Origin of the sequence: Nonomuraea sp. ATR24, from assembly GCF_041950485.1 — a bacterium.
GTDB classification, from domain to species: domain Bacteria; phylum Actinomycetota; class Actinomycetes; order Streptosporangiales; family Streptosporangiaceae; genus Nonomuraea; species Nonomuraea ceibae.
Genome location: NZ_JBGNUU010000011.1, coordinates 133,375 through 155,652, shown reverse-complemented (window position 1 = coordinate 155,652; position 22,278 = coordinate 133,375). Strand labels below are relative to the sequence as shown.

The 22,278-nt window shown below is 71.8% G+C and carries 20 protein-coding genes; 7 read left to right on the top strand and 13 right to left on the bottom strand.

Translation table 11 applies throughout. The features are described from left to right. Genes ACBI99_RS25955 through ACBI99_RS25935 form a run of 5 tightly spaced genes read right to left on the bottom strand, consistent with a single transcriptional unit; the run spans nt 1 to nt 5,366 of the window. Nucleotides 1-2,277 (bottom strand): tetratricopeptide repeat protein, encoded by a 2,277-nt coding sequence (locus tag ACBI99_RS25955; RefSeq protein ID WP_357585191.1) that lies wholly within the window; start codon nt 2,275-2,277, stop codon nt 1-3. A gap of 19 nt (nt 2,278-2,296) precedes the next feature. Beyond that, the gene (locus tag ACBI99_RS25950) at nt 2,297-3,052 is read right to left on the bottom strand and encodes a hypothetical protein (protein ID WP_375073701.1); all 756 of its coding nucleotides are present in this window, start codon (nt 3,050-3,052) and stop codon (nt 2,297-2,299) included. A gap of 50 nt (nt 3,053-3,102) precedes the next feature. Further along, a complete protein-coding gene (dapF, locus tag ACBI99_RS25945; RefSeq protein ID WP_219513528.1) occupies nt 3,103-3,915 on the bottom strand; it encodes a diaminopimelate epimerase in 813 nt (270 codons plus the stop codon). Nucleotides 3,916-3,924: 9 nt separating this feature from the next. Further along, the gene (gene miaA, locus ACBI99_RS25940; RefSeq protein WP_219513520.1) at nt 3,925-4,830 is read right to left on the bottom strand and encodes a tRNA (adenosine(37)-N6)-dimethylallyltransferase MiaA; all 906 of its coding nucleotides are present in this window, start codon (nt 4,828-4,830) and stop codon (nt 3,925-3,927) included. 11 nt (nt 4,831-4,841) lie between these two features. Further along, on the bottom strand, nt 4,842-5,366 hold the full coding sequence (locus ACBI99_RS25935; protein WP_219513518.1) for a methylated-DNA--[protein]-cysteine S-methyltransferase: 525 nt from the start codon (nt 5,364-5,366) through the stop codon (nt 4,842-4,844). On the opposite strand from ACBI99_RS25935, the gene ACBI99_RS25930 reads away from it, so the two are divergent. Then, nucleotides 5,365-6,276: a ribonuclease Z gene (locus ACBI99_RS25930; protein ID WP_219513516.1), complete on the top strand. Its 912-nt coding sequence runs from the start codon at nt 5,365-5,367 to the stop codon at nt 6,274-6,276. The two genes, ACBI99_RS25935 and ACBI99_RS25930, sit on opposite strands and share 2 nt — an antisense overlap. Here the strand turns inward: ACBI99_RS25930 and ACBI99_RS25925 are convergent. From ACBI99_RS25925 to ACBI99_RS25915, 3 genes are all read right to left on the bottom strand, one after another. Further along, the gene (locus ACBI99_RS25925) at nt 6,230-6,940 is read right to left on the bottom strand and encodes a hypothetical protein (RefSeq protein WP_219513514.1); all 711 of its coding nucleotides are present in this window, start codon (nt 6,938-6,940) and stop codon (nt 6,230-6,232) included. The genes ACBI99_RS25930 and ACBI99_RS25925 overlap by 47 nt on opposite strands. Before the next feature lie 24 nt (nt 6,941-6,964). Next, on the bottom strand, nt 6,965-7,717 hold the full coding sequence (locus ACBI99_RS25920; protein WP_219513512.1) for an isocitrate lyase/phosphoenolpyruvate mutase family protein: 753 nt from the start codon (nt 7,715-7,717) through the stop codon (nt 6,965-6,967). Nucleotides 7,718-7,961: 244 nt separating this feature from the next. Further along, nucleotides 7,962-8,528 carry a hypothetical protein gene (locus tag ACBI99_RS25915; RefSeq protein ID WP_219513510.1) on the bottom strand — a complete coding sequence of 189 codons (567 nt, stop codon included), beginning with the start codon at nt 8,526-8,528 and terminating at the stop codon, nt 7,962-7,964. Nucleotides 8,529-8,996: 468 nt separating this feature from the next. Between ACBI99_RS25915 and ACBI99_RS25910 the strand changes: the two genes are divergently transcribed. Continuing rightward, a complete protein-coding gene (locus ACBI99_RS25910) occupies nt 8,997-9,260 on the top strand; it encodes a hypothetical protein (protein ID WP_219513508.1) in 264 nt (87 codons plus the stop codon). Nucleotides 9,261-9,374: 114 nt separating this feature from the next. Here the strand turns inward: ACBI99_RS25910 and miaB are convergent, their stop codons facing one another. After that, nucleotides 9,375-10,868 carry a tRNA (N6-isopentenyl adenosine(37)-C2)-methylthiotransferase MiaB gene (gene miaB / locus ACBI99_RS25905; protein WP_375073700.1) on the bottom strand — a complete coding sequence of 498 codons (1,494 nt, stop codon included), beginning with the start codon at nt 10,866-10,868 and terminating at the stop codon, nt 9,375-9,377. Between the two features lie 173 nt (nt 10,869-11,041). Between miaB and ACBI99_RS25900 the strand changes: the two genes are divergently transcribed. The 5 genes from ACBI99_RS25900 (at nt 11,042) to ACBI99_RS25880 (ending at nt 16,188) form a co-directional block, all read left to right on the top strand. Then, on the top strand, nt 11,042-11,761 hold the full coding sequence (locus tag ACBI99_RS25900) for an amino acid ABC transporter ATP-binding protein (RefSeq protein ID WP_364175373.1): 720 nt from the start codon (nt 11,042-11,044) through the stop codon (nt 11,759-11,761). A 20-nt stretch (nt 11,762-11,781) separates the two neighbouring features. Beyond that, the gene (locus ACBI99_RS25895; RefSeq protein ID WP_219513498.1) at nt 11,782-12,639 is read left to right on the top strand and encodes a glutamate ABC transporter substrate-binding protein; all 858 of its coding nucleotides are present in this window, start codon (nt 11,782-11,784) and stop codon (nt 12,637-12,639) included. Between the two features lie 58 nt (nt 12,640-12,697). Further along, on the top strand, nt 12,698-13,366 hold the full coding sequence (locus ACBI99_RS25890) for an amino acid ABC transporter permease (protein WP_219513496.1): 669 nt from the start codon (nt 12,698-12,700) through the stop codon (nt 13,364-13,366). After that, complete coding sequence (locus ACBI99_RS25885; RefSeq protein ID WP_364175378.1) at nt 13,363-14,256, top strand: amino acid ABC transporter permease; 894 nt, start codon at nt 13,363-13,365, stop codon at nt 14,254-14,256. Before ACBI99_RS25890 ends, ACBI99_RS25885 begins: the two co-directional genes overlap by 4 nt. Before the next feature lie 108 nt (nt 14,257-14,364). After that, nucleotides 14,365-16,188 carry a S9 family peptidase gene (locus ACBI99_RS25880; RefSeq protein WP_375073699.1) on the top strand — a complete coding sequence of 608 codons (1,824 nt, stop codon included), beginning with the start codon at nt 14,365-14,367 and terminating at the stop codon, nt 16,186-16,188. Here the strand turns inward: ACBI99_RS25880 and rny are convergent, their stop codons facing one another. From rny to ACBI99_RS25860, 4 genes are all read right to left on the bottom strand, one after another. Further along, nucleotides 16,189-17,805 carry a ribonuclease Y gene (gene rny / locus ACBI99_RS25875; RefSeq protein ID WP_219513480.1) on the bottom strand — a complete coding sequence of 539 codons (1,617 nt, stop codon included), beginning with the start codon at nt 17,803-17,805 and terminating at the stop codon, nt 16,189-16,191. It lies immediately after the preceding gene. Between the two features lie 627 nt (nt 17,806-18,432). Continuing rightward, nucleotides 18,433-19,632, bottom strand: coding sequence for a recombination regulator RecX (recX, locus tag ACBI99_RS25870; RefSeq protein WP_375073757.1), 1,200 nt, complete (start codon nt 19,630-19,632; stop codon nt 18,433-18,435). Between the two features lie 956 nt (nt 19,633-20,588). Next, a complete protein-coding gene (gene recA / locus ACBI99_RS25865; RefSeq protein ID WP_219513467.1) occupies nt 20,589-21,680 on the bottom strand; it encodes a recombinase RecA in 1,092 nt (363 codons plus the stop codon). A gap of 194 nt (nt 21,681-21,874) precedes the next feature. Continuing rightward, nucleotides 21,875-22,225, bottom strand: coding sequence for a YciI family protein (locus ACBI99_RS25860; protein WP_364175402.1), 351 nt, complete (start codon nt 22,223-22,225; stop codon nt 21,875-21,877). Nucleotides 22,226-22,278: the final 53 nt, after the last annotated feature.

Genomic DNA, 22,278 nt, shown 5'->3' with positions numbered 1-22,278 from the left:
TCAGAGCCCGTATTCCTTGACGATCCGCTCGTGCCGCTCGACCTCGACGTCGACCTCGCGGGCCAGGTCGAGCCAGGCCAGCGGGTGGGACCAGCGCTCGGTGGCGTCGTCGAGCAGGGCGTCGACCTCGACCGCCGAGACGTTGGGCGGCACCGCGACCCAGCCGAACACGCCGGGGATCTGCTCGCCGGTGGTCGGGTGGGTGACCTTGTAGTTCTCGTCGCTGTAGACCCACATCGGCCAGCCGCGCTCGGCCATGACCTCGGTGAACTCGGTCCAGTCGGCCTCGCTCGGCGCGGCGCCGTCGAAGAAGTAGCTCGTGTAGCCGCCGGGGCGCAGGATGCTGACCGCGGCGAACGGGGGCACGAAGTTCTGCTGCTCCTGGGGGTCCTCGGGCAGCGGCTCCAGCAGCTGCGGGTCGAAGACGACCAGGTCGCCCGCGTTGTACTCCATCCCGCGCGGCTGCGGCAGGGCGAGCCGGGCGGTGGCGGGGCCGGTGCGGATGGACAGGACCTGCCGCTGGCCGCCGTCGGGCGCCGGGAGGATGACCCGGATGAGGCCCAGCTCCTCCTCGATCGGCCCCTCGGTGGACTTGATCGGCATGCCGATCTTGGCGGCGCCCTTGCGCACGGTGTCCCAGTCCTCGGCGGCGGTCGCCATGACGATCATGCGCCAGACGTCCTCGTCGGTGAGCTCGTCGAGCACCTCCAGCAGCGCGCCCGCGCCCCTGGCGTTCTCGTCGACCTGCTGGGCGGCTCCGGCGAGCACCCGGCGGGCCTCCACCCCGGCGCCGGCGGCCACCGCGTGCTCGGCGGCGTCGAGCGCCTCGGCCCAGCGCTCGCGGGCGCTGTGCAGGCGGGCCAGGGTCAGCCACTTGGCGTCGTGCGGCAGCTTGCCGGCCATCTGCTCCAGCCGCTCGTCCTGGCGGGCCTCGATGAGCAGCGTGGTGAGGTAGGCGACGTCGTCGCCGTCGGCGGAGGCGATGTCGCCGCTGTCGACGAGCATCTTCCAGTAGATGTCGGCGCCGGAGGACGGGTAGCCCAGGAAGCCGAGCGTGGTGGTGTGGCGGCGGGTCGCCTCGATGTCCTTGCCGGACAGCGGGGCCAGCCAGCCGACCCAGCGCTCGGGGTCGGCGTTGTAGCCGTCGGCGGCGTCGAAGTAGCCGACGCGCTCCTCCAGCGGGCCGGGCGCCTCGGGCTCGGTGGCGGCGTCGGCGGCGGCGCGCAGGGCGGCCACCCGCTCGGCCACGCCGGAGGCGTCGCGCAGCTCGCCCGCGCCGGACTCGGCCAGGTCGGCCAGCAGCCGGGCCTGCCACACGCCCTGCCGGGCGACGGCCAGGTCGCCCGCGACCAGCGCGAGCTCGACGCGGGAGCGGTAGCCGCCCATCATGCCGAAGTAGTCGATCCACTGGCGCAGCACGCGGCCGAGCTGCCAGGTGTTGGTGATCTGGGACGAGCTCGCCAGCAGGCTGACGGCGCGGGTCCACTCGACGAAGACCCTCGGGTGCTCGCCGACCACGTCGAGGTCGGGCAGCGCGTCGACGGCCTCGGCGACGCGGCCGAGGGTGGCCAGGATGAGGGCGCGGCGGACGCCGTCGCGATGGTCCTTGGCCACGGGGTCGTCGGCCTGGAAGCCGGCGGCGGCCTGGAGCGCGGTCAGCGCGTCCTCGGCGCGGCCGGCGGCGAGCAGCGCGCGGGCGCTCTCGGCGCCGAGCTCCCAGCTCGACTCGCGGCCGGCGGCGCGCAACCGCTCGACGGCGGACTCGGCGTAGCTGACCGCCTCGCCGGCGCGGCCGGCGTCGACGAGGGCGGCGACGTACTGCGTCACGAGGCCGCTGTAGGCGGGACCGGCGGGCTCGGCCTGCTCGATCGCGGCGCCGAGCGTCTCCAGGCGCTCGGCCGCGTAACCGGGGCCGTCGGCGTTGGCCCAGGCGATGGCGAGGGCCTCGACCGCGGCCGGCGTGGCCGGGCAGGAGCGCACCTCTTCGCGCTGGGCGAACGCGAGCAGGTGCTGGGCGTCCTCGATCGCGACCGCGCCCTGGGCGCGGTCGCCGATGCGGCCGATCAGGTGCCAGTAGCGGGCGTAGAACTCAAGCCAGGGCTGCTCCAGGGTCTCCGCCTGCTGGGCGATGGCCGGAGCCATCACGTCGAGCTGGGGATAACGCCCTTCATAGGCCTGTGCGGGGAGGTCTCCCAGCGCCATGGCGAGGCCCACGTTGCCCGCCTCGGAAAGCTGCTGCTGGGTTTCGCCGACCCAGGCCCAGATGTCCACGTCCATGGGCAGTCAGTCTGCCAGGTCAATCACCGTGCCCAAAACGCAGAAGCTCGATGAGCTCGTCTGATTCGTCACCGTTAAGGACCGAAAAGACCGGTGCCATCAGATCGTCGGTGACATCTTCCACAGCGGCCCGCCGGGCGATCAGGTCGGGTCCCGGCGTGTCGTAGGGCTCGGGCCAGGTGAAGAAGCGGGCGATCATCTCTCCGGCGGCCGGGCCGAACGGGGTGCCGTCGTGGGCGGCGGCGAGCGTGGCGTCGAGCGGGTGCAGCCCGGCGGCGACGACCGCGTTGGCGTGGAGGGCGCCGCGCAGCTCGCGGACCACGTGCATGAGCTGGGTGGCCCGCGCGGGCGCGTCGTCGGCCAGCGGAACGGCCCGCCACCCGGCGAACAGCGGCGCCCCGACGGGCGAGGCGTGCTCGACGACCGGCTCCAGCAGCTCGGCGATCCTGGCGCACCCGGCGTAGCCGCCGAGCTTGCGCCTGCCCCACTGCCGGCAGGCTTCGGCGTAGAGGTCGACAGCCTGCTCGACGGGCATCCTGCGGCCGCCGTTCCAGTTGTCGGCGACGTGCTCGGCCGGGAAGAAGACCGCCACGGAGACGACCACGTCGGCGTCGCACTCGCCGAGGACCCCGCAGCGGCCCCGGAAGTAGAGCTCCCTGGGGCCCAGGCCGTGCTCCTCGCAGACGGCCTTGGCCTCGCGGGAGACCATGAAGCCGCCGCCGTAGTGCCCGATGGGCCCCTTGACCGCCACCGCGGTGGCTCGCGGGTCCGCCATCTCCACCCCTCTCGGTTCGGTTAGCAGACCCAGCATCGCTCAGGAGAACATCATTCTGCAAGCATCAGGTTGCCGGACGCGATGATCACGGCCGGGCCGCTCAGGTAGCTCGTCTCCTCGTCGAGCGTGACCGTGAGCGTGCCGCCCAGCACCTCGACGGTCCAGGTGCCGGTGGTGTCGCCCGACAGCGCCGCCGCCGCGACGGCCGTGGCGACCGCGCCGGTGCCGCAGGCGCGGGTCTCGCCGGAGCCGCGCTCGAACACGCGCATCACCGCCCGGCTGGTGCCCACCGCGTTGAACAGCTCGATGTTGACCCCGGCCGGGAACACCCCCGGGTCGAAGTTCGGCTGGTGCGACAGGTCGAGCTGGACCACCGGGTCGCCGATCGAGCAGGCCAGGTGCGGGTTGCCCATGTCGACGCAGATGCCCTCGTACTCCTGCCCAGCGACCGTCGTGACGCTGGTGCCGCCCACGCGCGGCTTGCCCATGTCGACGGTGACGTCACCGCCGGGCTCCAGCCGCACCCTGCGCACCCCGCCCCGCGTCGCCACGCCGAACTCGTCGGACTCCGCCAGCCCGGCCTCGGCCAGGTAGCGGGCGAAGACGCGCACGCCGTTGCCGCACATCTCGGCCACGCTGCCGTCGGCGTTGCGGTAGTCCATGAACCACTCGGCCTGACCGGCCTGGTCGGCCACCTCGGGAGCCTGCTTGGTGCGCACCACCCGGAGCACGCCGTCGGCGCCGATCCCGGCCCTGCGGTCACAGATCTTCTCGACCAGCGAGGCGGATACGTCGAGCTCGCCATCGGGGTCGGGGAGGATGACGAAATCGTTCTCGGTGCCGTGCCCCTTGAGAAAGCGCATGGTCGAATTTTAAGCGCAGCCTTCCCCCGCTATCCGCGCCAGGGACCGTTCGAGCAGGTCGGGGGCGTCATAGGGCAGCCAGCACACCCGCGGATCGCGGCGGAACCACGACTCCTGCCGCCGGGCGAAGCGCCGGGTGGCCCGGACCGTCTCCTCGTACGCCTGCTCCTCGCTCCACTCCCCCCGCAGGAACCGGATCACCTGTGCGTAACCGAGCGCCAGCCCGGCCGTTCGGCCCTCGGCCAGCCCCTGGCCGAGCAGCCCGCGCACCTCCTCCACCAGACCGGCCGCCCACATGCGCCCGACCCGGACCTCGATCCGCTCGTCGAGCTGCGGCCTGGGCACCTCCAGCCCGATCTGGACGCTGGGGTGGACCGCGTCGTAGGACGGCATCGTCGCCGAGAACGGCCTGCCGGAGTGCTCGATCACCTCCAGCGCGCGCACGATGCGGCGGCCGTTGCTCGGCAGGATCGCCGCCGCCGCGACGGGGTCGAGCCCGCGCAGCCGCTCGTACAGCGGCGCCGGGCCGGTCTCGGCCAGCTCCGCCTCCAGCCTGGCCCGGATCTCCGGGTCGGTGCCGGGGAACTCCAGGTCGTCGATCGCCGCCCGCACGTACAGGCCGCTGCCGCCGACCAGCACCGGCACGTCGACGGCCTCGATCACCGCCCTGGCCAGCCGCTGGTACTCGGCGACGCTGGCCGTCACCGTGACGTCCCAGATGTCGAGCAGGTGGTGCGGCACCCCGCGCCGCTCCTCCAGGGTCAGCTTGGCGGTGCCGATGTCCATGCCCCGGTAGAGCTGCATGGAGTCGGCGTTGACGCACTCGCCGCCCAGCCGCAGCGCGATGTCCACGGCGAGATCGGACTTCCCTGCCGCGGTGGGCCCCACGACGGCGATGACCGGCTTTTCGCGCACCCTCGCCACTTTCACAGATCGAGCAGCGTCGGCTGCAGGTAGCCCTCGTGGGTGAGCAGCCAGCGCTTGGTCTCCACGCCCACGCCGCCGCTGAACCCGCCCAGCCCGTTGCCCGCGACCACCCGGTGGCAGGGCACCACGATCGGCAGCGGGTTGGAGCCCATGATCGAGCCGATGCCGCGCGCGGGCACGTTCGAGCCGCTGCGCTCGGCCAGCTCGCCGTAGGTGACGGCGGTGCCGTACGGGACCTCGAACAGGGCCTGGAGCACGCGGCGGCGCGAGCCGGACGTCAGCCGCCAGTCGATCGGCGTCTCGAAGCGCCGCAACCCGCCGCCGAAATAAGCATGCAACTCCTCCACCACGAAACCCGTACGATCCGGGTCATGAACTTCAGGCAGGCCGAGAAGTTCGCCCAGCCGCTCGCGGGCGCCCCAGCCCGACGCGGCCAGCCCGTCCTCGGTGACGGCCAGCACGAACGCGCCGACCGGTGTCGGCACCTCGGCGAACGCGACCGTAACGGCAGATGCGGCCATCATGTCCTCACGTGAGCTCGTGGTCCTCGGCACCTCCAGCGCGGTGCCGACCCGGCACCGCAACCACAACGGTTACCTTCTGCGCTGGGACGGCCAAGGCTACCTTTTCGACCCCGGGGAGGGCACACAGCGGCAGATGCTGCACGCCGGGGTGAGCGCGCACGACGTGCACTGGATCTGCCTGACGCACTTCCACGGCGACCACTGCCTGGGCGTGCCCGGGGTCGTGCAGCGCATCGCCCGCGACCGGGTCCGGCATCCGGTCCGGGCGGTCTTCCCCGCGTCCGGCACGTCCTACTGGCGGCGGCTGCGGCACGCCGCCGCCTTCGCCGACACGCAGGTCATCGAGGAGCACCCGGTCTCCGGCTCGCGCGCCGCCGTCGGGCCGCTCACCGCGCGCCGCCTGTCGCATCCGGTCGAGTCCTACGGCTACCGCGTCCAGGAGCCGCCGGGCGTCCGCATGCTGCCCGACCGGCTCGCCGCGCACGGCATCCGCGGCCCGGAGGTGAGCGAGCTGCAGCGCACCGGGTCGGTGCGCGGCGTGACGCTCGCCGAGTGCAGCGAGCCCCGGCCGGGGCAGAGCGCCGCGTTCGTCATGGACACGCGGCTGTGCGACACGGTCTTCGAGCTCGCCAACGGGGTGGACCTGCTGGTGATCGAGGCCACGTTCCTGTCGTCCGAGGGCGTGCTGGCCAAGGAGTACGGGCACCTGACGGCGTACGAGGCGGGCGTGGTGGCGGCCGACGCGGGCGTGCGGCGGCTGGTGCTGACGCACTTCTCCGAGCGCTACGGCATCACCCAGGAGGCGGCGTTCCTGGAGGAGGTGCGGCGCTCCTACGACGGTGAGGTGATCCTGGCCAGGGACCTCATGAAGATCCCGGTGCCGCGCCGCGCCGTCGCCACACGGCCGTGAAGTAGCCGACGCCGTAGGGGGCGGCCCGCGCGAGCAGGCTGCCGTCGAACGCGCCGCCCGCCGCCGCCCCGGCCAGCACCTGGAGCGCGGCCCGGCCGCTCGCCCAGAGCCGGTCGGCCGTGCCGGGGTCGAGCGCGGCCAGCGTCTCGTGGTCGCCCCCGGCGAGCGCGCCCGCGACCAGGTCGTCGTACGGGGCCGCCGCCGGGTCGAGGTGGCCAGGGGAGTTCGCGGTCAGGCAGGCCGACCCGTCGGCCGCGACGAGCAGCGCCACCCGGCCCTCCCCCGCCAGCTCCGCGCCGAGCTTCAGGCAGGCGTCCGCCGGCGCGTCCGCCGCCACGGCCCGCAGCGCGACCGCGCCGAAGTCGTACGCGGCCCGCTCCAGCAGCCAGCGGCCGACGGTCAGCGACAGCGGCAGCACCGGCTCGCCCGCCCCGGTCGTCACGTCCACGCCGTAGGAGCGCAGCGAGCCGGCCGCCCACCCGTCGAACGCCCTGTCGCGATCGGCCCCGCCCACGACCACGACCCGGTCGGGCCCGGCGGCGAGCAGGGCGGCGACGGCCTCATGACAGGCGGAACGGAGACCGGCCAGCTCGCCCTGGCCGGCGCCGGCCAGGGCGGGGACGAGCAGCGGGGTGTGCGGGCAGACGGCCGCGGCGACAAGCACAGGCGTCAGCGTAGTGGGACCCGGTCACTCCCCCCGCTGGTAGGGGTCGCGGCCCTGCGCGACCGCCTCGATCAGGCCCACCGCGTACGCGTGCGCGGCCTGGTGCAGGCCGTGGCCGTAGCTCACCCGGGCCACGCCCAGCGCGGCCAGCCTCGCCAGGCCGGGCACCCCCGGCCTGAACAGGATGTTCACCGGCCCCGGGACCTCCGACACCAGCGCGTCGATCTCCCGCTCGTCCGCCAGCCCGATCGGGTAGACGCAGTCGGCGCCCGCGTCCAGGTAGGCGCGTGCCCGCGCCACCGCCGCCGCGCGGCTGGAATCACCCGCGATGTAGGTGTCGATCCGGGCGTTCAGCACCAGCCCGGGTCCCGCCGCCGCGCGCACCTCCGCCAGGAACCGCGCCTGCGTCCCCACGTCCACGAGCTCGCCCGTACGAGGGTCGGAGTCCTCCAGGTTGCACCCGGCCGCGCCCGTGGCGGCCAGCCGGGCGGCCAGCTCGGCCGGCTCCAGCCCGAACCCGCGTTCCAGGTCGGCGGTCACCGGCACGTCCACCACCCGCGTGATCCGCGCCACCGCGGCCAGCATCTCCTCTACCGGCGTGCGTTCGCCGTCGTCGTAGCCCAGCACCCGCGCCACCGCCGCGCTGCCGGTCGCGACGGCCGGGAAACCCGCCTCCCGGACGGCCCGCGCCGACGCGGCGTCCCAGGCGTTGGGCAGGATCAGCGGCTTGCCGGGCACGTGCAGGGCCCGCAGCTCGGCTGCTCTGTCAGTCGTCATGCCGGAACCCTACGGAGCGGCCGGGCGCGCCTGTAGGTCCAGTCGCGGCGGTTACCGCCGGACCACTTGGCCGGCCCCTCGGGCGGCACTTGGCCGGGCTCCTGGAACGGCACTTGCCCGGGCCCCTGGAGCGGCACTTGGCCGGGCTCCTGGAACGGCCGGAAAGGGAAGCGCGGGGCGCGGTCCGGAGGGTGGACGGACGCGGCCCCGCGCTGCCTTCACAGCCCGCGAAGGAGAACCCTGGTCAGCAGCCGTCCTTGGCGCACTGACCGGTCACGCTGCCCGCCGGACCGTCGGCCGGGCTGCTGCCTGCGTCCTCCGAGGGCTTGGGGGCGGTCGTGGGCTTCTTGCCCGTGTTGTCGTCCTTCTTGCCGGCGGAGCCCTTGTCGGAGGAGTTCCCCGTGTTGCCGGTCGTGGCCGTGTTGCCGGAGTCGCCGGCATCGGTGTTGCCCGTGTTGCCGGTGTCGGGGGCCGGGTCGGCGACGTCGCCGACTCCGCCGTCCTCGGCGGGGGCGTCCTCGGCCGGGGCGTCGGTCTTGGCGTCGCCCATCTCGGCCTCCTCCTCGCCGAGCAGCTCCTGCTCCGCGGGGTCGGGGGCGGGCTCGGCCTGTTGCTGCTGCTGGGTCGAGGCGGGGGTCGTGCCTGACGGGCCACCGGTCAGCAGGTAGCCCGCTCCCCCGGCCGCCAGCGCGAGGGCGACGACGGAGGCGGCGATGATCGCGGTCTTCTTGTTGTTCCTGCCTGGCCTGCGACGGCGGTCACCCGGCCCGTCGAGGATCTCCTGGCGATCCGGCTCGGTCGGATCTTGCATGGTTTTACAGCTCCCTGCGGTCGTATCGGGAAAGCTCTCCGGCTTCCGCGGGCGATGGACCACACTAGCCGCAACAGCTGAATGCTCGCGCAACAATCACAAAGGAATCACGACTTGTCCCCCCTTAGATCCATTCGCCCAGGTAGCCGGGGGCGGCTCGCACCCGCCGCCGGCGTGATCGCGGTCCTGGCCGTCGCCGGTCTCGGCATTCTGCTGGCGTTCACCGCCCCGGGGAATCAAGGCCGGAATAGCGCGCCGGAATATGATCAGGAAAAGCCGCTTTTCCATGGATCAAGCGGATCTGTGCGAACTCCCTGGTCATCCCCCGTCCGCCCGGCCCCCTCGGGGACGCCTTCCGAAGGACCGTCGGGGGAGCCGTCGGGGGCGCCTTCAGGCGGGCTCACGTGGGTGCCGTCACCGGGCGTTCCGTCCGGGACCGCGCCTTCGGCGGGGGTCCCGAAAGCAGGCGTGCCCTCGTCCGGAGCGCCCTCGCCGGCCGCCACGACCGGATGGGCGCACGCCGTACCGCCCCCCGCCAGAACCCGGGCCCCGTCGTCCACCCGCCCACCGGCCGCGAAGGCCACCGGCACGCTCCCGGCCCCGGCGACCACCCCGCCGCCGCCCGCGCCGACCCCGGCGTCCACGGCGCGGCTGGGCCCCGACCCGTGCGCGACCTTCCACGACTTCCGCCGCGACCCCTGCTACCGCTTCCTGGACCAGCTCACCCGCTGACCCCCGGCACGTAGGGGCGTCGCGTACGGCGGGCCAAAGCCGGTGGCCTGGCCACCCCGGCACGTACGCCGACGCCCCCGCACCTGGCTTCGGTGCGGGGGCGTCGCGTACGGCTCAGTGGGTGGAGCAGCCGTTGACCGGCGGCGGGAGAGGGGCGGGGCGGCCGATGGCGGGCATGCCGAGCAGGACGCCGGGCCCCTGCGGCGGGCCGGCCTGGCGGGACTCCCAGGCGTCGCCCGCGCGGGTGCGGCGCACGGCCTTGGGGGCGCCGTCGGCGACGAGGTGGTGCGGGGCGGCGTAGGTGACCTCGACGGTCACCATGTCGCCGGGCCGGGGCGTCCGGTCGCCGACGGCGAAGTGGACGAGCCGGTTGTCGGGGGCGCGCCCGGACAGGCGGCGGGTGGCGTCGTCCTTGCGGCCCTCGCCCTCGGCGACGAGCACTTCCAGGGTGCGGCCGACCTGCTTCTTGTTCTCCTCCCAGGAGATCTCCTCCTGGAGTGCGACCAGCCGCTCGTAACGCTCCTGGACGACCTCCTTGGGGATCTGGTCGTCCATGGTCGCGGCCGGGGTGCCGGGCCGGATGGAGTACTGGAAGGTGAAGGCGTTGGCGAAGCGGCTCTGCCGTACGACGTCGAGGGTCTGCTGGAAGTCGTCCTCGGTCTCGCCGGGGAAGCCGACGATGATGTCGGTGGAGATCGCGGCGTCGGGCATGGCGGCGCGCACCCGCTCGATGATGCCGAGGTAGCGCTCGGCGCGGTAGGAGCGGCGCATCGCCTTGAGCAGGCGCGAGGAGCCCGACTGGAGCGGCATGTGGAGCTGGTGCATCACGTTGGGCGTCTCGGCCATGGCGGCGATGACGTCGTCGGTGAAGGCGGCCGGGTGGGGCGAGGTGAAGCGGACCCGCTCCAGGCCCTCGACGTCGCCGCAGGCGCGCAGCAGCTTGCCGAAGGCGAGCCGGTCGCCGAACTCGACGCCGTAGGTGTTGACGTTCTGGCCGAGCAGCGTGACCTCGAGGACGCCCTGCTCGACGAGCGTGCGGACCTCGGCGAGCACGTCGCCGGGGCGGCGGTCCTTCTCCTTGCCGCGCAGCGACGGCACGATGCAGAACGTGCACGTGTTGTTGCAGCCGACGGAGATGGCCACCCAGGCGGCGTAGGCGGACTCGCGCCTGGTGGGGAGCGTGGAGGGGAAGACCTCCAGCGACTCCTTGAGCTCGACCTGCGCCTCGCCCTCGATGCGGGCGCGCTCCAGCAGCACGGGCAGCGAGCCGATGTTGTGGGTGCCGAAGACCACGTCGACCCACGGCGCCTTGCGGACGATCTCGCCCTGGTCCTTCTGCGCGAGGCAGCCGCCGACGGCGATCTGCATGCGCGGGTTGGACACCTTGGCGGGCCGCAGGTGGCCGAGGTTGCCGTAGAGGCGGTTGTCGGCGTTCTCGCGCACGGCGCACGTGTTGAAGACGACCACGTCGGCGGTCTCGCCGTCGGCCGCGGGCACGTAACCGGCGTCTTCCAGCAGGCCGGACAGCCTCTCGGAGTCGTGCACGTTCATCTGGCACCCGTATGTGCGCACTTGATAGGTGCGGGCGCTCTCCTGGGTCACAGTCATCGCATGTTCAAGGGTAGTCGTTGCGCGGATCGCGACAGCCCTCCGGAGCTAAAAGTCCAGCTTGACGGCACGATGTGACCGGATCGGTACCGGCCGGTTAGTGACCAGCGCCCTTCGTGCCTCTACCGTTTGACTCCATGACGGAGAACGGGGACGTCACTCCACTGGTGCAGATGGAGAACGTCAACAAGCACTTCGGGGCGCTGCACGTCCTGAAGGACATCAACTTGACCGTCTCTCGTGGCGAGGTTCTGGTCGTCATCGGTCCTTCCGGCGGTGGTAAGTCCACGTTGTGCCGGACGATCAACCGGCTGGAGACCATCGACGGCGGGAGGATCGTCTTCGACGGCCAGGTGTTGCCGGCAGAGGGCAAGTCACTGGCGCGGTTGCGGTCCGAAGTCGGCATGGTGTTCCAGTCGTTCAACCTGTTCGCTCACAAGACCATCCGCGAGAACGTCACCCTGGGCCCCGTCAAGGTGCGCGGCCAGGCGAAGGACGCCGCGGACAAGCGGGCGATGGAGCTGCTGGAGCGTGTCGGGATCGCGGCGCAGGCCGACAAGTACCCGGCGCAGCTGTCCGGCGGCCAGCAGCAGCGTGTGGCGATCGCCAGGGCCCTGGCGATGGATCCGAAGATGATCCTGTTCGACGAGCCCACCTCGGCACTGGACCCGGAGATGGTGCAGGAGGTGCTCGACGTCATGATCGGGCTGGCCCGCGACGGGATGACCATGATGGTCGTCACGCACGAGATGGGGTTCGCCCGGCGGGCGGCCAACCGGGTGGTGTTCATGGCCGACGGCCAGATCGTCGAGGAGAACACCCCGGACGAGTTCTTCACCAACGCGCAGACGGATCGGGCGCGCGACTTCCTTTCGAAGATCCTTACGCACTGACGAGCAAGAGGCAGGTACACATGCACATGCGTCGAATGGGAGCGGTGCTGTCCTTTGCGGCGATGGCCGCGGGGCTGGCCGCCTGCGGCGGTGGCGAGACCTATGCGTCCGTGGCCGACAAGGTCGCCGACGGCGGCACCGTGGTGGTCGGCACCAAGTGGGACCAGCCGAGCTTGGGCCTGAAGAAGGGCGCCGAGCCCGAGGGCTTCGACGTCGACGTCGCCAAGGCCGTCCTGAAGGAGATGAACGGCGGCAAGGACGTGGCGATCGAATGGAAGGAGTCGAAGTCCGACAACCGGGAGCCCTTCCTGGCCAACGGCACTGTCGACATCATCTTCGCCACCTACTCCATCACCGAGTCGCGCAAGTCCAAGGTGACGTTCGGCGGCCCGTACGTGATCGCTCACCAGGACGTGATGGTCCGCAAGGACGACACCTCCATCAACACCCCGCAGGACCTGGTCGGCAAGAAGATCTGCAAGGCCGCCGGCTCCAACTCCTACAAGCGGATCACCGACCCGCCGCCGGACGGCGAGCTCGACCTCGACGCCACGACGGTCGACGCGGCCAGCTACTCCGAGTGCATCCAGAAGCTGGGCGGCAACAACCTTGACGCGGTCACGACCGACGACCTGATCCTGGCGGGCTTCGCCAAGCAGGCCGGCGGCAACTTCAAGGTGCTGGGCCAGGGCTTCACCGACGAGAAGTACGGCATCGGCCTGAAGAAGGGCGACACCAAGACGTGTGAGGCCGTGAACAAGGCGGTCCAGTCGCTCTGGCAGAAGGGGACGATGAAGCAGCTCCTGGAGAAGTGGTTCGGGGGCATCGAGGGCCTGAAGGTCTCGACGGAAGCCCCGACCGCCGAGGGTTGCAGCTGATCCTCTCTGAGGCGGCGGCCGGTCTCCCGGCCGCCGCCCTCCTATGTGGTGGAGCACGATGGACGACCTAATCAAGTACGCACCCGAGCTCGCCTTGGGTTTCTGGGAGAATGTCAAGCTCTCGGCCGTGGGCGCGGTCGTCTCCCTGATCCTGGGCACGATCCTCGTGGCGATGCGGGTTTCGCCTACTCCCGTACTCCGAGTCGTGGGCACCTTTTACGTCAACGTGGTGCGTAACACGCCGCTGACACTGGTGCTGGCGTTCTCCGCGCTGGGTCTGAGCGACCAGCTCGGTCTCGTCTTCTCACAGGTGCCGAGGACCAACTCGTTCTGGATCGTCGCCATGGGCCTGTCGGCCTACACCGCGGCGTTCGTGTGCGAGGCTCTGCGTTCCGGCATCAACACGGTGGCGCTCGGCCAGGCGGAGGCGGCGCGGGCGATCGGGCTGACGTTCTCGCAGTCGCTGCGCATGATCATTCTTCCGCAGGCGTTCCGCGCGGTCATCGCGCCGCTCGGCAGCGTCATGATCGCCATGATCAAGAACACCACGGTCGCGACGGCTGGCGGTTATCTCGCCGACGTCGCAGCCACCATGAAGATCGTCTTCGACGACACCGGCGCGTCGATCCCGATCTTCATCGGAATCATCCTCGCCTTCATGGCCCTGACGATGCCGATCGGCTTCTTCACCGGCTGGCTGGCCCGACGTCTGGCGGTGGCCCGATGAGCACCTCGGTCCTCTTCGACACCCCCGGCCCGCGCGGCAGGATCCGCAACCACCTGCTCACGGTGGTCAGCGTCGTGGCGGTGGCGGCGCTCCTCTACTGGGTCTACAGCGGCTTCGACGCCAAGGGCCAGTGGGAAGGGAAGATCTGGGAGCCGTTCCTCCAGGCCGACACCTGGCGCTACTACATCATCCCGGGTCTGATCGGCACGCTCCGTGCGGCCGCGCTGGCCGCGGTGCTCGCGCTCGCGTTCGGCGCCGTCTTCGGCCTGGCCAGGCTCTCCGACCACCGGTGGATCCGGGTCCCGGCGGCCACGGTGGTGGAGGTCTTCCGGGCCATCCCGCTGCTGCTGCTGATCTTCTTCATCTTCTACCTGGCGCCGACGATGTTCGGCTCCGGCGACTACGCCTTCATCGCGGTGGTGCTCGGCCTGACCCTCTACAACGGGTCGGTGCTGGCCGAGGTCGTCCGGGCGGGCGTGCAGGCGGTGCCCAGGGGCCAGTCGGAGGCCGCCTACGCGGTCGGCATGCGCAAGAACCAGGTGATGCGGCTGGTGCTGCTGCCGCAGGCGGTCACGGCGATGATGCCGGCGATCGTGAGCCAGCTCGTGGTGCTGCTCAAGGACACCGCGCTCGGCTACATCATCGCCTACGTCGACCTGCTCAACACCGGCTTCAAGATCCTGCCTGCCGTGTTCTTCGGCTCGCTGATTCCGGCGGCGATCGTCATCGGCGTCATCTACGTGGGGCTCAACCTGCTGCTCAGCTATCTGGCCAACTGGCTGGAGCGCCGCAGCCGGCGCAGCCGCAAGACGTCGGCCGCGCCGGTCGCGCCTCCCGGGGCCGAGGCCGTCGGCCTGCGCTCCGGCGGCGGGCTCGACAGCACGGACTAGCCGCGCGGACGGGGTCCCGGGTCGACATCCGGGACCCCGTCCATCCGGGGCGGCCCCATTACCGTGACCTTGACCACGGGCGGCGCGGATTTCCGGCAAGATTCGGTTATGCCCGTCGCATCGTGGCCCTCGCCCATCTCCACCGCCGACGTCGCCCGTGCCGGTGCGCGTGCCGGCTGGCCGTACGCCCTCGACGGGCAGACGTGGTGGACGGAGGAGCGGCCCGAGCAGGGCGGCCGCACCACGGTCATGCACCGCGCCGCCGACGGCCGCCACCGTGAGCTGCTGCCCGCGCCGTGGAGCGCCCGCACCCGCGTGCACGAGTACGGCGGCCGCCCCTACACCGTGACGCCCGGCGGTGAGCTGATCTTCGCCAACCTGGCCGACCAGCGCCTCTACCTGCGTGACCACACCGGCGCCTGCACCCCGCTCACCCCCGAGGGCGACCGCTACGCCGACCTGCTCGTCCGCGACGGCCATGTGTGGTGCGTGCGCGAACGCCACCGCGACGGCAAGGTCAGCCGGGCCGTCGTGTCCGTCCCGCTGACCGGTGGGCCGGTGCGCGAGCACGTCACCGGCAGCGACTTCTACGCCTTCCCCGCGCTGTCCCCCGACGGCCGCCACCTCGCCTACATCTGCTGGGACCACCCCCGCATGCCGTGGGACGGCACCGAGCTGCGCGTCACCCGGCTGCCCGACGGCCACACCCGCACCCTGCTGGGCGGCCCGTCGGAGTCCGTGCTGGCCCCGAGCTGGCGCGACGACGACACCCTCTACGCGATCTCCGACCGCTCCGGCTGGTGGAACCTGTACGAGACGGGCCTCGGCGACCCCTCGCCCCGGCCGCTCTGTCCTCGCGACGAGGAGTTCACCGGGCCCCTGTGGAACCTGGGCGGAGCCCCGTACACGATCCTCGCCGACGGCCGGCTCGCGGTCCTGCACGGCCGCGCCGACCTGCGGGCCGGCGTGCTCGACCCGCGCACCGGCGTTCTCACCGACCTGCCGCTCCCCTTCGACGGCTGGGAGCCCTCGCTGAGCGCCGACGGCACGTCCCTCACCGGGATCGCGTACGGGTCCGCGACGCCGCGCACGGTCGTCCGCGTCGACCTCGGCAGCGGCGAGGCCGAGCCGCTCAGGCGCGACGTCGAGCGGTTGCCCGACCCTGCCTACCTGCCCACGCCGCGCCCGATCGAGCTGCCGGGCATCGGCGTGCACGGCTTCCTGTACGAGCCCGCCAACCCGGTCGAGATCCTCCAGGAGCCGCCCCCGTACGTGATCTTCGTGCACGGCGGGCCGACCGCGCACGCCGGGGTCGCGCTCGACCTGGAGAAGGCGTACTTCACCTCGCGCGGCATCGGCGTGCTCGACCTCAACTACGGCGGCTCCACCGGCTACGGCCGGGCCTACCGCGAGCGGCTGAAGGGCAAGTGGGGGCTGGTCGACGTGGACGACACGGTCGCGGCGGCCCGCTGGCTGGCCGCCGAAGGGCTCGCCCGGCCCGGCCGCATCGCGGTGCGCGGCGCCAGCGCCGGCGGCTGGACCGTGATGGCCTCCTGCTGCCGGTCAGGCGAGTTCGCGGGCGGGGTGTCCTACTTCGGAGTCAGCGCGCTCGCCCCGCTGATCGCCCACACGCACGACTTCGAGTCACGCTACGTGGAATGGCTCGTCGGCTCCGACCCCGCCGTCTACGCCGAACGCGAACCGCTCGCCCTCGCCGACGGCGTGACCTGCCCCATGCTGCTCCTGCAAGGGCTCGACGACCCCGTCGTGCCGCCCGAGCAGTCGTCCGCCTTCGCCGACGCCCTGTCCGAACGCGGCGTCCGCTGCACCTACCTCGCCTTCGAAGGCGAGTCGCACGGCTTCCGCCGCACCGAGACCCGCTCCGCCGCACTGGCCGCCGAACTGGCCTTCTACCAGCAGCTGTTCACCTGATCAGCGCGCGAACTCCGTCGCCCGCGACTCCCGCACCACCGTGATCCGGATCTGCCCCGGATAGGTGAGCTCCTCCTCCACCTGCTTGGCCACGTCGCGGGCGATCACCTGCGCCTGGATGTCGTCGACCCCGTCGGGCTTGACCATCACCCGGATCTCCCGCCCCGCCTGCATGGCGAAGACCTTGTCCACGCCCTCGTACGACTGCGCGATCTCCTCCAGCCGCTCCAGCCGCTTCACGTACGCCTCCAGCGACTCGCGGCGGGCGCCCGGGCGGCTGCCGCTGATCGCGTCGGCCGCCTGCGTCAGCACCGCCTCGACCGTGCGCACCTCGACCTCGTTGTGGTGCGCCTCGATGGCGTGCACCACGTCCTCCTGCTCGCCGTAGCGCCGCGCGATCTCCGCGCCGATCAGCGCGTGACTGCCCTCGACCTCGTGCGTGAGCGCCTTGCCGATGTCGTGCAGCAGGGCGCAGCGCTTCATCAGCGCCTGGTCCATCTTCAGCTCGGCCGCCATGATGCCCGCGATGTGCGCCGACTCGATGAGATGCTTGAGCACGTTCTGCCCGTAACTGGTGCGATAGCGGAGCTGGCCCAGCAGCAGCGTCAGCTCCGGATGCATGTCGGTGATGCCCAGCTCGACCAGCGCGTCCTCGCCCGCGCGGGCACACAGGTCCTGCACCTCCTGGCGGCTGCGGTCGTGCGCCTCCTCGATCCGCTGCGGATGGATGCGGCCGTCGAGCACCAGCTTCTCCAGCGTCAGCCGGGCCGTCTCCCGGCGCACCGGGTCGAAACACGACAACAACACCGCCTCCGGCGTGTCGTCGATGATCAGATTGACGCCCGTCGTCGACTCGAACGCCCGGATGTTGCGGCCCTCACGGCCGATGATCCGGCCCTTCATCTCGTCACCCGGCAGATGCAGCACGCTGACCACCGACTCGGCCGTCTGCTCCGCCGCCACCCGCTGCACCGCCAGCGTCACGATCTTCGTGGCGCGCTTCTCGCCCTCCTTACGGGCCTCACCCTCGATCTCCCGGATGATCAGCGCGGCCTCACGCTTGGCCTGGTTCTCGATCTCCTTGACCAGCTCGGCCTTCGCCTGCTCGGCCGTGAGCCCCGCGACCCGCTCCAGGATGACCCGGCGCTCCTCCTCGACCCGCAGCAGCTCCTCACGCCGGTCGGCCAGCTCGATCTCCGTCTCGGCCAGCTTGCGGTCACGCTCCGCCTGCCGCCTGGCCTCCTCGTCCAGCCGCTGCTCACGCTCACCCAGGCGGCTCTCCCGCCGCTCCAGATCGGCGCGCAGCTCCTTCAGCTCCGACTTCAGGACCTGGCTCTCCTGCTCCACCTCGCGGCGCATCTGCGCGGCGCTCTCCGCCGCCGCCTCCGACCTGCGCAGGATCTCCTCCGCGTCGGCCTCGGCCCGGTCACGGATCTTGCCGGCCTCCTCACGGGCCTGCTCCAGCTCGTCCGTGACAGCCTGCTCCTGCTCCGGGGTCAGCTTCTTCTTCGCGGGCGCACCGCCGGACGTCCGGCGTACGACGATGTAGAGGGCGCTCATCATCCCGCACGTCAGCGCCACGACCGCCACCGACAGCACCACGACCAGCGGCCCCATGTGCGCCCCGCCCTCCTCGCGTCGTCAACACCCACAAACGCGGCCCTCGCCCAGGAGGGTCACGGGCGCGGCACGGAAAGCCCGATCGGCGTCGTCACCAGGACCGATATCAAGCCAAGGCACATCGGGCGCCGACACCCGCAGCCGGCACCTCGCCCGCCTCGATCACTCAAACTCGTAAGTCCGTCGTTCACCGGTATGGCAATCCGCACTGCGCGGAGTAACTCCTCACTGCCGTCGAGGTTATGCGTCGAACAGGTCACGAGCAAGCAAACGCGTTATCAAGCGTGTCTTACGCTCGCATCCGCCGTGCGTGAACACCTCGGGACACACCGCCCTCCCTACCGCTGGTGGACCCCTCGATTCGGCACCGCCCGGCTCTCTGGCGCCCGGCGCGCCCGGAGGCCCGACGCCACGCCCATCCGGATCACCACTCGTACGGGTCGCCGTCTGTCCGGGCCACCGTCCTTAACGGTCACCGCCCGTACGGGGTCACCGCCCGTACGGGGTCGCCATCCGTACGGGCATTCGTCCGTGCGGGCAGCCATTCGAACGGGTCACCATTCGTATGGGCAGCTCCCTGCAACCAGCCGTCCATACGGACAGCCGTCCACCCGCGTGGACGTCCTACGGGTAGTCGTCCTCCATCTCGATGCCCTCCTGTTCGAGGGCCTCGCGGACCACGCGGAACGCCAGGCCGGACGGGTAACCCTTCCTGGCGAGCATGCCGGCCAGGCGGCGAGTGCGGGCCTTGGGGTCCAGGGACCGCGTACTGGCGAGCTTGCGCTCCACCAGGCGGCGGGCCGTTTCCAGCTCCTGGTCGGGGTCCAGGCGCTCGACGGCCTCGTTGACGGTCTCGGAGTCAACGCCCCGATGGCGCAGCTCGGCGGCCAGGGCGCGCTTGGCCAGGCCCCGGCCGTGGTGCCGGGAGTCGACCCACGCTTCGGCGAACGCCTCGTCGTTGATGAGCCCCAGCTCGGAGAACCGGTCGAGCACCGTCTCGGCGGCCTCATCCGGTACGTTCCGCTTGCGGAGGGCTTCGGCCAGCTGGGCGCGCGTCTTGGGAGCCATCGTGAGCAGCCGCAGGCAGATGGCCCGGGCTACCGACTCGGGATCGGCATGCGGGGTCGTACCTGCTGGTGAGTCCTGATCCGGGCCGTCAGGCAGCCAACCGCGCCCGGCCCCACGCCCACCGCCGCCTGCAGCACCCCGCCCGGAGCGCCGCCCCTTCCCGTACCGACCCTTTCCTCCCGAACGACGCCCCTTCCCCGAGCCCCACTCCCCGGGCTCCTCGGGCCGGCCCTCGTCCGATCCCCCGCCCTCGAACAGCCCACCGAACGCCGCCTCTACCCGCTCACCGGACCCCGCGCCGGGGTTCTGGGCAATGGAGGGTGAGGGCTCGGGTTCCGTACGCTCGAACGGAGGTGCGGGCTCGGCGGCAGTGGGAGCCGGCGGAGGCTCCGGCTCGGCCTCACGGGGCACGAACGGGGGTGGCTCCGAACTGTCGGACGTGAACGAAAGCCCAGGCTCAGGCCCGACTTCCCCAGGCTGAGCCCCGACCGGCTCGGTTCCCGCAAGGTCGGATCCGACAGGCTCGGGTCCCGCAGAATCGGATCCCGCGAGGTCGGGTCCCGCAGAATCGGATCCCGCGAGGTCGGGTCCCGCAGAATCGGATCCCGCGAGGTCGGGTCCCGCAGAATCGGACCCTACGGGCTCGCCCGCAGCGTCGGACCCCGCAGGGCCGGACCCCGCAGCGTCGGACCCGACAAGCCCAAGTCCCCTAGCGTCGGGCGCCACAGGCTCAGAACCGACAGGCTCGGGGCCCATGGGCTCAGAACCGGCAGGCTCGGTGGGCCCGGAACCGGTGGGCTCAAAACCGGCAGGGTCGGGTTCGGGTGGCTTGGAGTCGGCGAACTCGAATTGAGGTGGCTCGGTGAAGGACACCGACGCCGTGGGCGCTTCCCAGGGGGCGGGCTCCGGACGATCCCCCGCAGACGCCGCATCGCCCGACCCGAAGAACGGGTGCGCCGTCCCGGGGAACGCCGCCGCCTCTGACTGCGGAGCGGCCGAATCCGGTTCCGGGGACGATGGGGCAGCCGATCGGGAGCGGCGCAGTTCCTGCCACTCGTCCGGCGACGGCCAACCGCCACCGGCACGCTCGTCGCGCCCATCACCGAACCGTCGGCGGCCACCGCTGCGGTTATCGTCACCCTGCGACCAGCCACCGCCACTGCCACCACCACTGCCACCGCCCGGTGACCAGGCACCGCTGCCACCCGGCGCCCAGCCGGTGTCGCGGCCACTGTCTGATGACCGGCCGGCGTTGCGGTCGGAGTCCGCCCAGGGACCGTCACCGTTGCGAGAACCGCGCGACGAACCGCCTGGGGTGCCGGTCGGGTCGTCGGAGGCGCCACGGCCACGGCCCGTAAGTCGGCCACCTCGACGGCCCGAGGTCGTCGAGCGCCCAGAACGGCCACGCCCGGAGACCCGGGACGACGGGGCATCCAGGGTCGAGGCATCGGCACCTGAGGCACCCGCACCCGAGTAATCGGCGCCTGGGACATCGGCACCCTGACCGTCGGCGCCTCGGGCGCCGATGCCCGAAGCCCCGGTGCCCTGACCGTCGGGGCCCTGGGCGTCGGTGGGGCGGGGTAGGCCGCCCGGGGCGAGGCGGGTGGGTTTGCGGCGGCGGCGGGGTGGGGTGGCGGGGAGGTCGGGCCAGGCGCCCCAGTCTCGGGAGTGGGGCGCCTGGTCCGGATCCTTGTCACTCATGCGGCGACCGATCAGACGTCACCGGGCTTCGGCGTGGACTTGGAGCCACGGCCGGTGGGGGCCGGTGCGGCGGCGGCCGCGGGGGCGGGCTCCGCCGGGGTGTCGAGGCGGGGGCCGACGCCGAGCTTGTCCTTGATCTTCTTCTCGATCTCGTTGGCCATGTCGGGGTGGTTCTTCAGGAAGTTGCGGGCGTTCTCCTTGCCCTGGCCGAGCTGGTCGCCCTCGTAGGTGTACCAGGCTCCGGACTTGCGGACGAAGCCGTGCTCGACGCCCATGTCGATGAGGCCGCCCTCGCGGGAGATGCCGACGCCGTAGAGGATGTCGAAGTCGGCGACGCGGAAGGGCGGCGCCATCTTGTTCTTCACGACCTTGACGCGGGTGCGGTTGCCGACCGCCTCGGTGCCGTCCTTGAGGGTCTCGATGCGGCGGATGTCCATGCGGACGGAGGCGTAGAACTTCAGCGCCTTGCCGCCCGTCGTGGTCTCGGGCGAGCCGAACATGACGCCGATCTTCTCGCGGAGCTGGTTGATGAAGATGGCGGTGGTGCCGGTGCTGCTGAGGGCGCCGGCGACCTTGCGCAGGGCCTGGGACATCAGGCGGGCCTGGAGGCCGACGTGGCTGTCGCCCATCTCGCCCTCGATCTCGGCCTTGGGCACCAGGGCGGCCACCGAGTCGATGACGATGATGTCGACGGCGCCGGACCTGATCAGCATGTCGGCGATCTCCAGCGCCTGCTCGCCCGTGTCGGGCTGGGAGACCAGCAGCGCGTCGGTGTCGACGCCGAGCTTCTTGGCGTATTCGGGGTCGAGGGCGTGCTCGGCGTCGATGAAGGCGGCGATGCCGCCCGCGCGCTGGGCGTTGGCCACCGCGTGCAGGGCGACCGTGGTCTTACCGGAGGATTCCGGGCCGTAGATCTCGACGATCCTGCCGCGCGGCAGGCCGCCGATGCCGAGGGCCACGTCCAGGGAGATCGACCCGGTGGGGATCACCTCGATGGGGGCTCGGGCGTCATCGCCCAGGCGCATCACGGACCCCTTGCCGAACTGCCGCTCGATTTGAGCGAGCGCGGTCTCGAGGGCCTTCTCGCGGTCGTTGATTGCCATGGGAACTCCCCCTGGAGAGTCTTGGGTCCGAACAGTCGAGTGAAAGCTATGGCCTGCCACCGACATTTTTGGCCGCCGCCGGGGAAGAAGTGGCCCGGCGAGGTCCATGGTAGCCGAACGACTGTTCGATCACACGCCGAACGCGCCGTCACGGGCCCGGCGCGTTCGGGCTCACCCGCCGGACGCGTCCCAGCTCACCCACCAGGCGCGTCCCAGATCGGGCGGATCTCGATGCCGGCGCCGATCGGGCAGTGGCGGGCGAGCTCTTCCGCTTCGTCGAGGTCGGCGCATTCGACCAGGTAGAAGCCCGCCAGCTCGTGCCGCAGCGGGACGAACGGCCCGTCGGCGGCGACCGGCGGCTCCCCGGGCGGGCCGGGGCGCAGCGTGCGGGCGGCCGGGTGCAGCGCCTCGCCGGTGAACGGGACGCCGCGTTCCCTCAGATGGCGCGCGAACGCCTCGTGCTCGGCGAGCGCGGCCGTCATCCCGGCCTCCGTGACGGACTCCGCGTAGCCCTCCGGGTCGAACAGCAGCAAAGCGAACCTCATCGTCGTACCTCCTCGAAGAGTCTCTTCACGAAGCATGACGAACGGGCCGGTCC

Coding starts and splice junctions, on each gene's coding strand:
- ACBI99_RS25955 (WP_357585191.1), bottom strand. CDS start 2,277: ATGGACGTGGACATCTGGGCCTGGGTCGGCGAAACCCAGCAGCAGCTT.
- ACBI99_RS25950 (WP_375073701.1), bottom strand. CDS start 3,052: ATGGCGGACCCGCGAGCCACCGCGGTGGCGGTCAAGGGGCCCATCGGG.
- dapF (WP_219513528.1), bottom strand. CDS start 3,915: ATGCGCTTTCTCAAGGGGCACGGCACCGAGAACGATTTCGTCATCCTC.
- ACBI99_RS25930 (WP_219513516.1), top strand. CDS start 5,365: ATGTCCTCACGTGAGCTCGTGGTCCTCGGCACCTCCAGCGCGGTGCCG.
- ACBI99_RS25935 (WP_219513518.1), bottom strand. CDS start 5,366: ATGATGGCCGCATCTGCCGTTACGGTCGCGTTCGCCGAGGTGCCGACA.
- ACBI99_RS25920 (WP_219513512.1), bottom strand. CDS start 7,717: ATGACGACTGACAGAGCAGCCGAGCTGCGGGCCCTGCACGTGCCCGGC.
- ACBI99_RS25915 (WP_219513510.1), bottom strand. CDS start 8,528: ATGCAAGATCCGACCGAGCCGGATCGCCAGGAGATCCTCGACGGGCCG.
- miaB (WP_375073700.1), bottom strand. CDS start 10,868: ATGACTGTGACCCAGGAGAGCGCCCGCACCTATCAAGTGCGCACATAC.
- ACBI99_RS25900 (WP_364175373.1), top strand. CDS start 11,042: ATGGAGAACGTCAACAAGCACTTCGGGGCGCTGCACGTCCTGAAGGAC.
- ACBI99_RS25895 (WP_219513498.1), top strand. CDS start 11,782: ATGCACATGCGTCGAATGGGAGCGGTGCTGTCCTTTGCGGCGATGGCC.
- ACBI99_RS25890 (WP_219513496.1), top strand. CDS start 12,698: ATGGACGACCTAATCAAGTACGCACCCGAGCTCGCCTTGGGTTTCTGG.
- ACBI99_RS25885 (WP_364175378.1), top strand. CDS start 13,363: ATGAGCACCTCGGTCCTCTTCGACACCCCCGGCCCGCGCGGCAGGATC.
- ACBI99_RS25880 (WP_375073699.1), top strand. CDS start 14,365: ATGCCCGTCGCATCGTGGCCCTCGCCCATCTCCACCGCCGACGTCGCC.
- rny (WP_219513480.1), bottom strand. CDS start 17,805: ATGGGGCCGCTGGTCGTGGTGCTGTCGGTGGCGGTCGTGGCGCTGACG.
- recX (WP_375073757.1), bottom strand. CDS start 19,632: ATGGGCCCCGAGCCTGTCGGTTCTGAGCCTGTGGCGCCCGACGCTAGG.
- recA (WP_219513467.1), bottom strand. CDS start 21,680: ATGGCAATCAACGACCGCGAGAAGGCCCTCGAGACCGCGCTCGCTCAA.
- ACBI99_RS25860 (WP_364175402.1), bottom strand. CDS start 22,225: ATGAGGTTCGCTTTGCTGCTGTTCGACCCGGAGGGCTACGCGGAGTCC.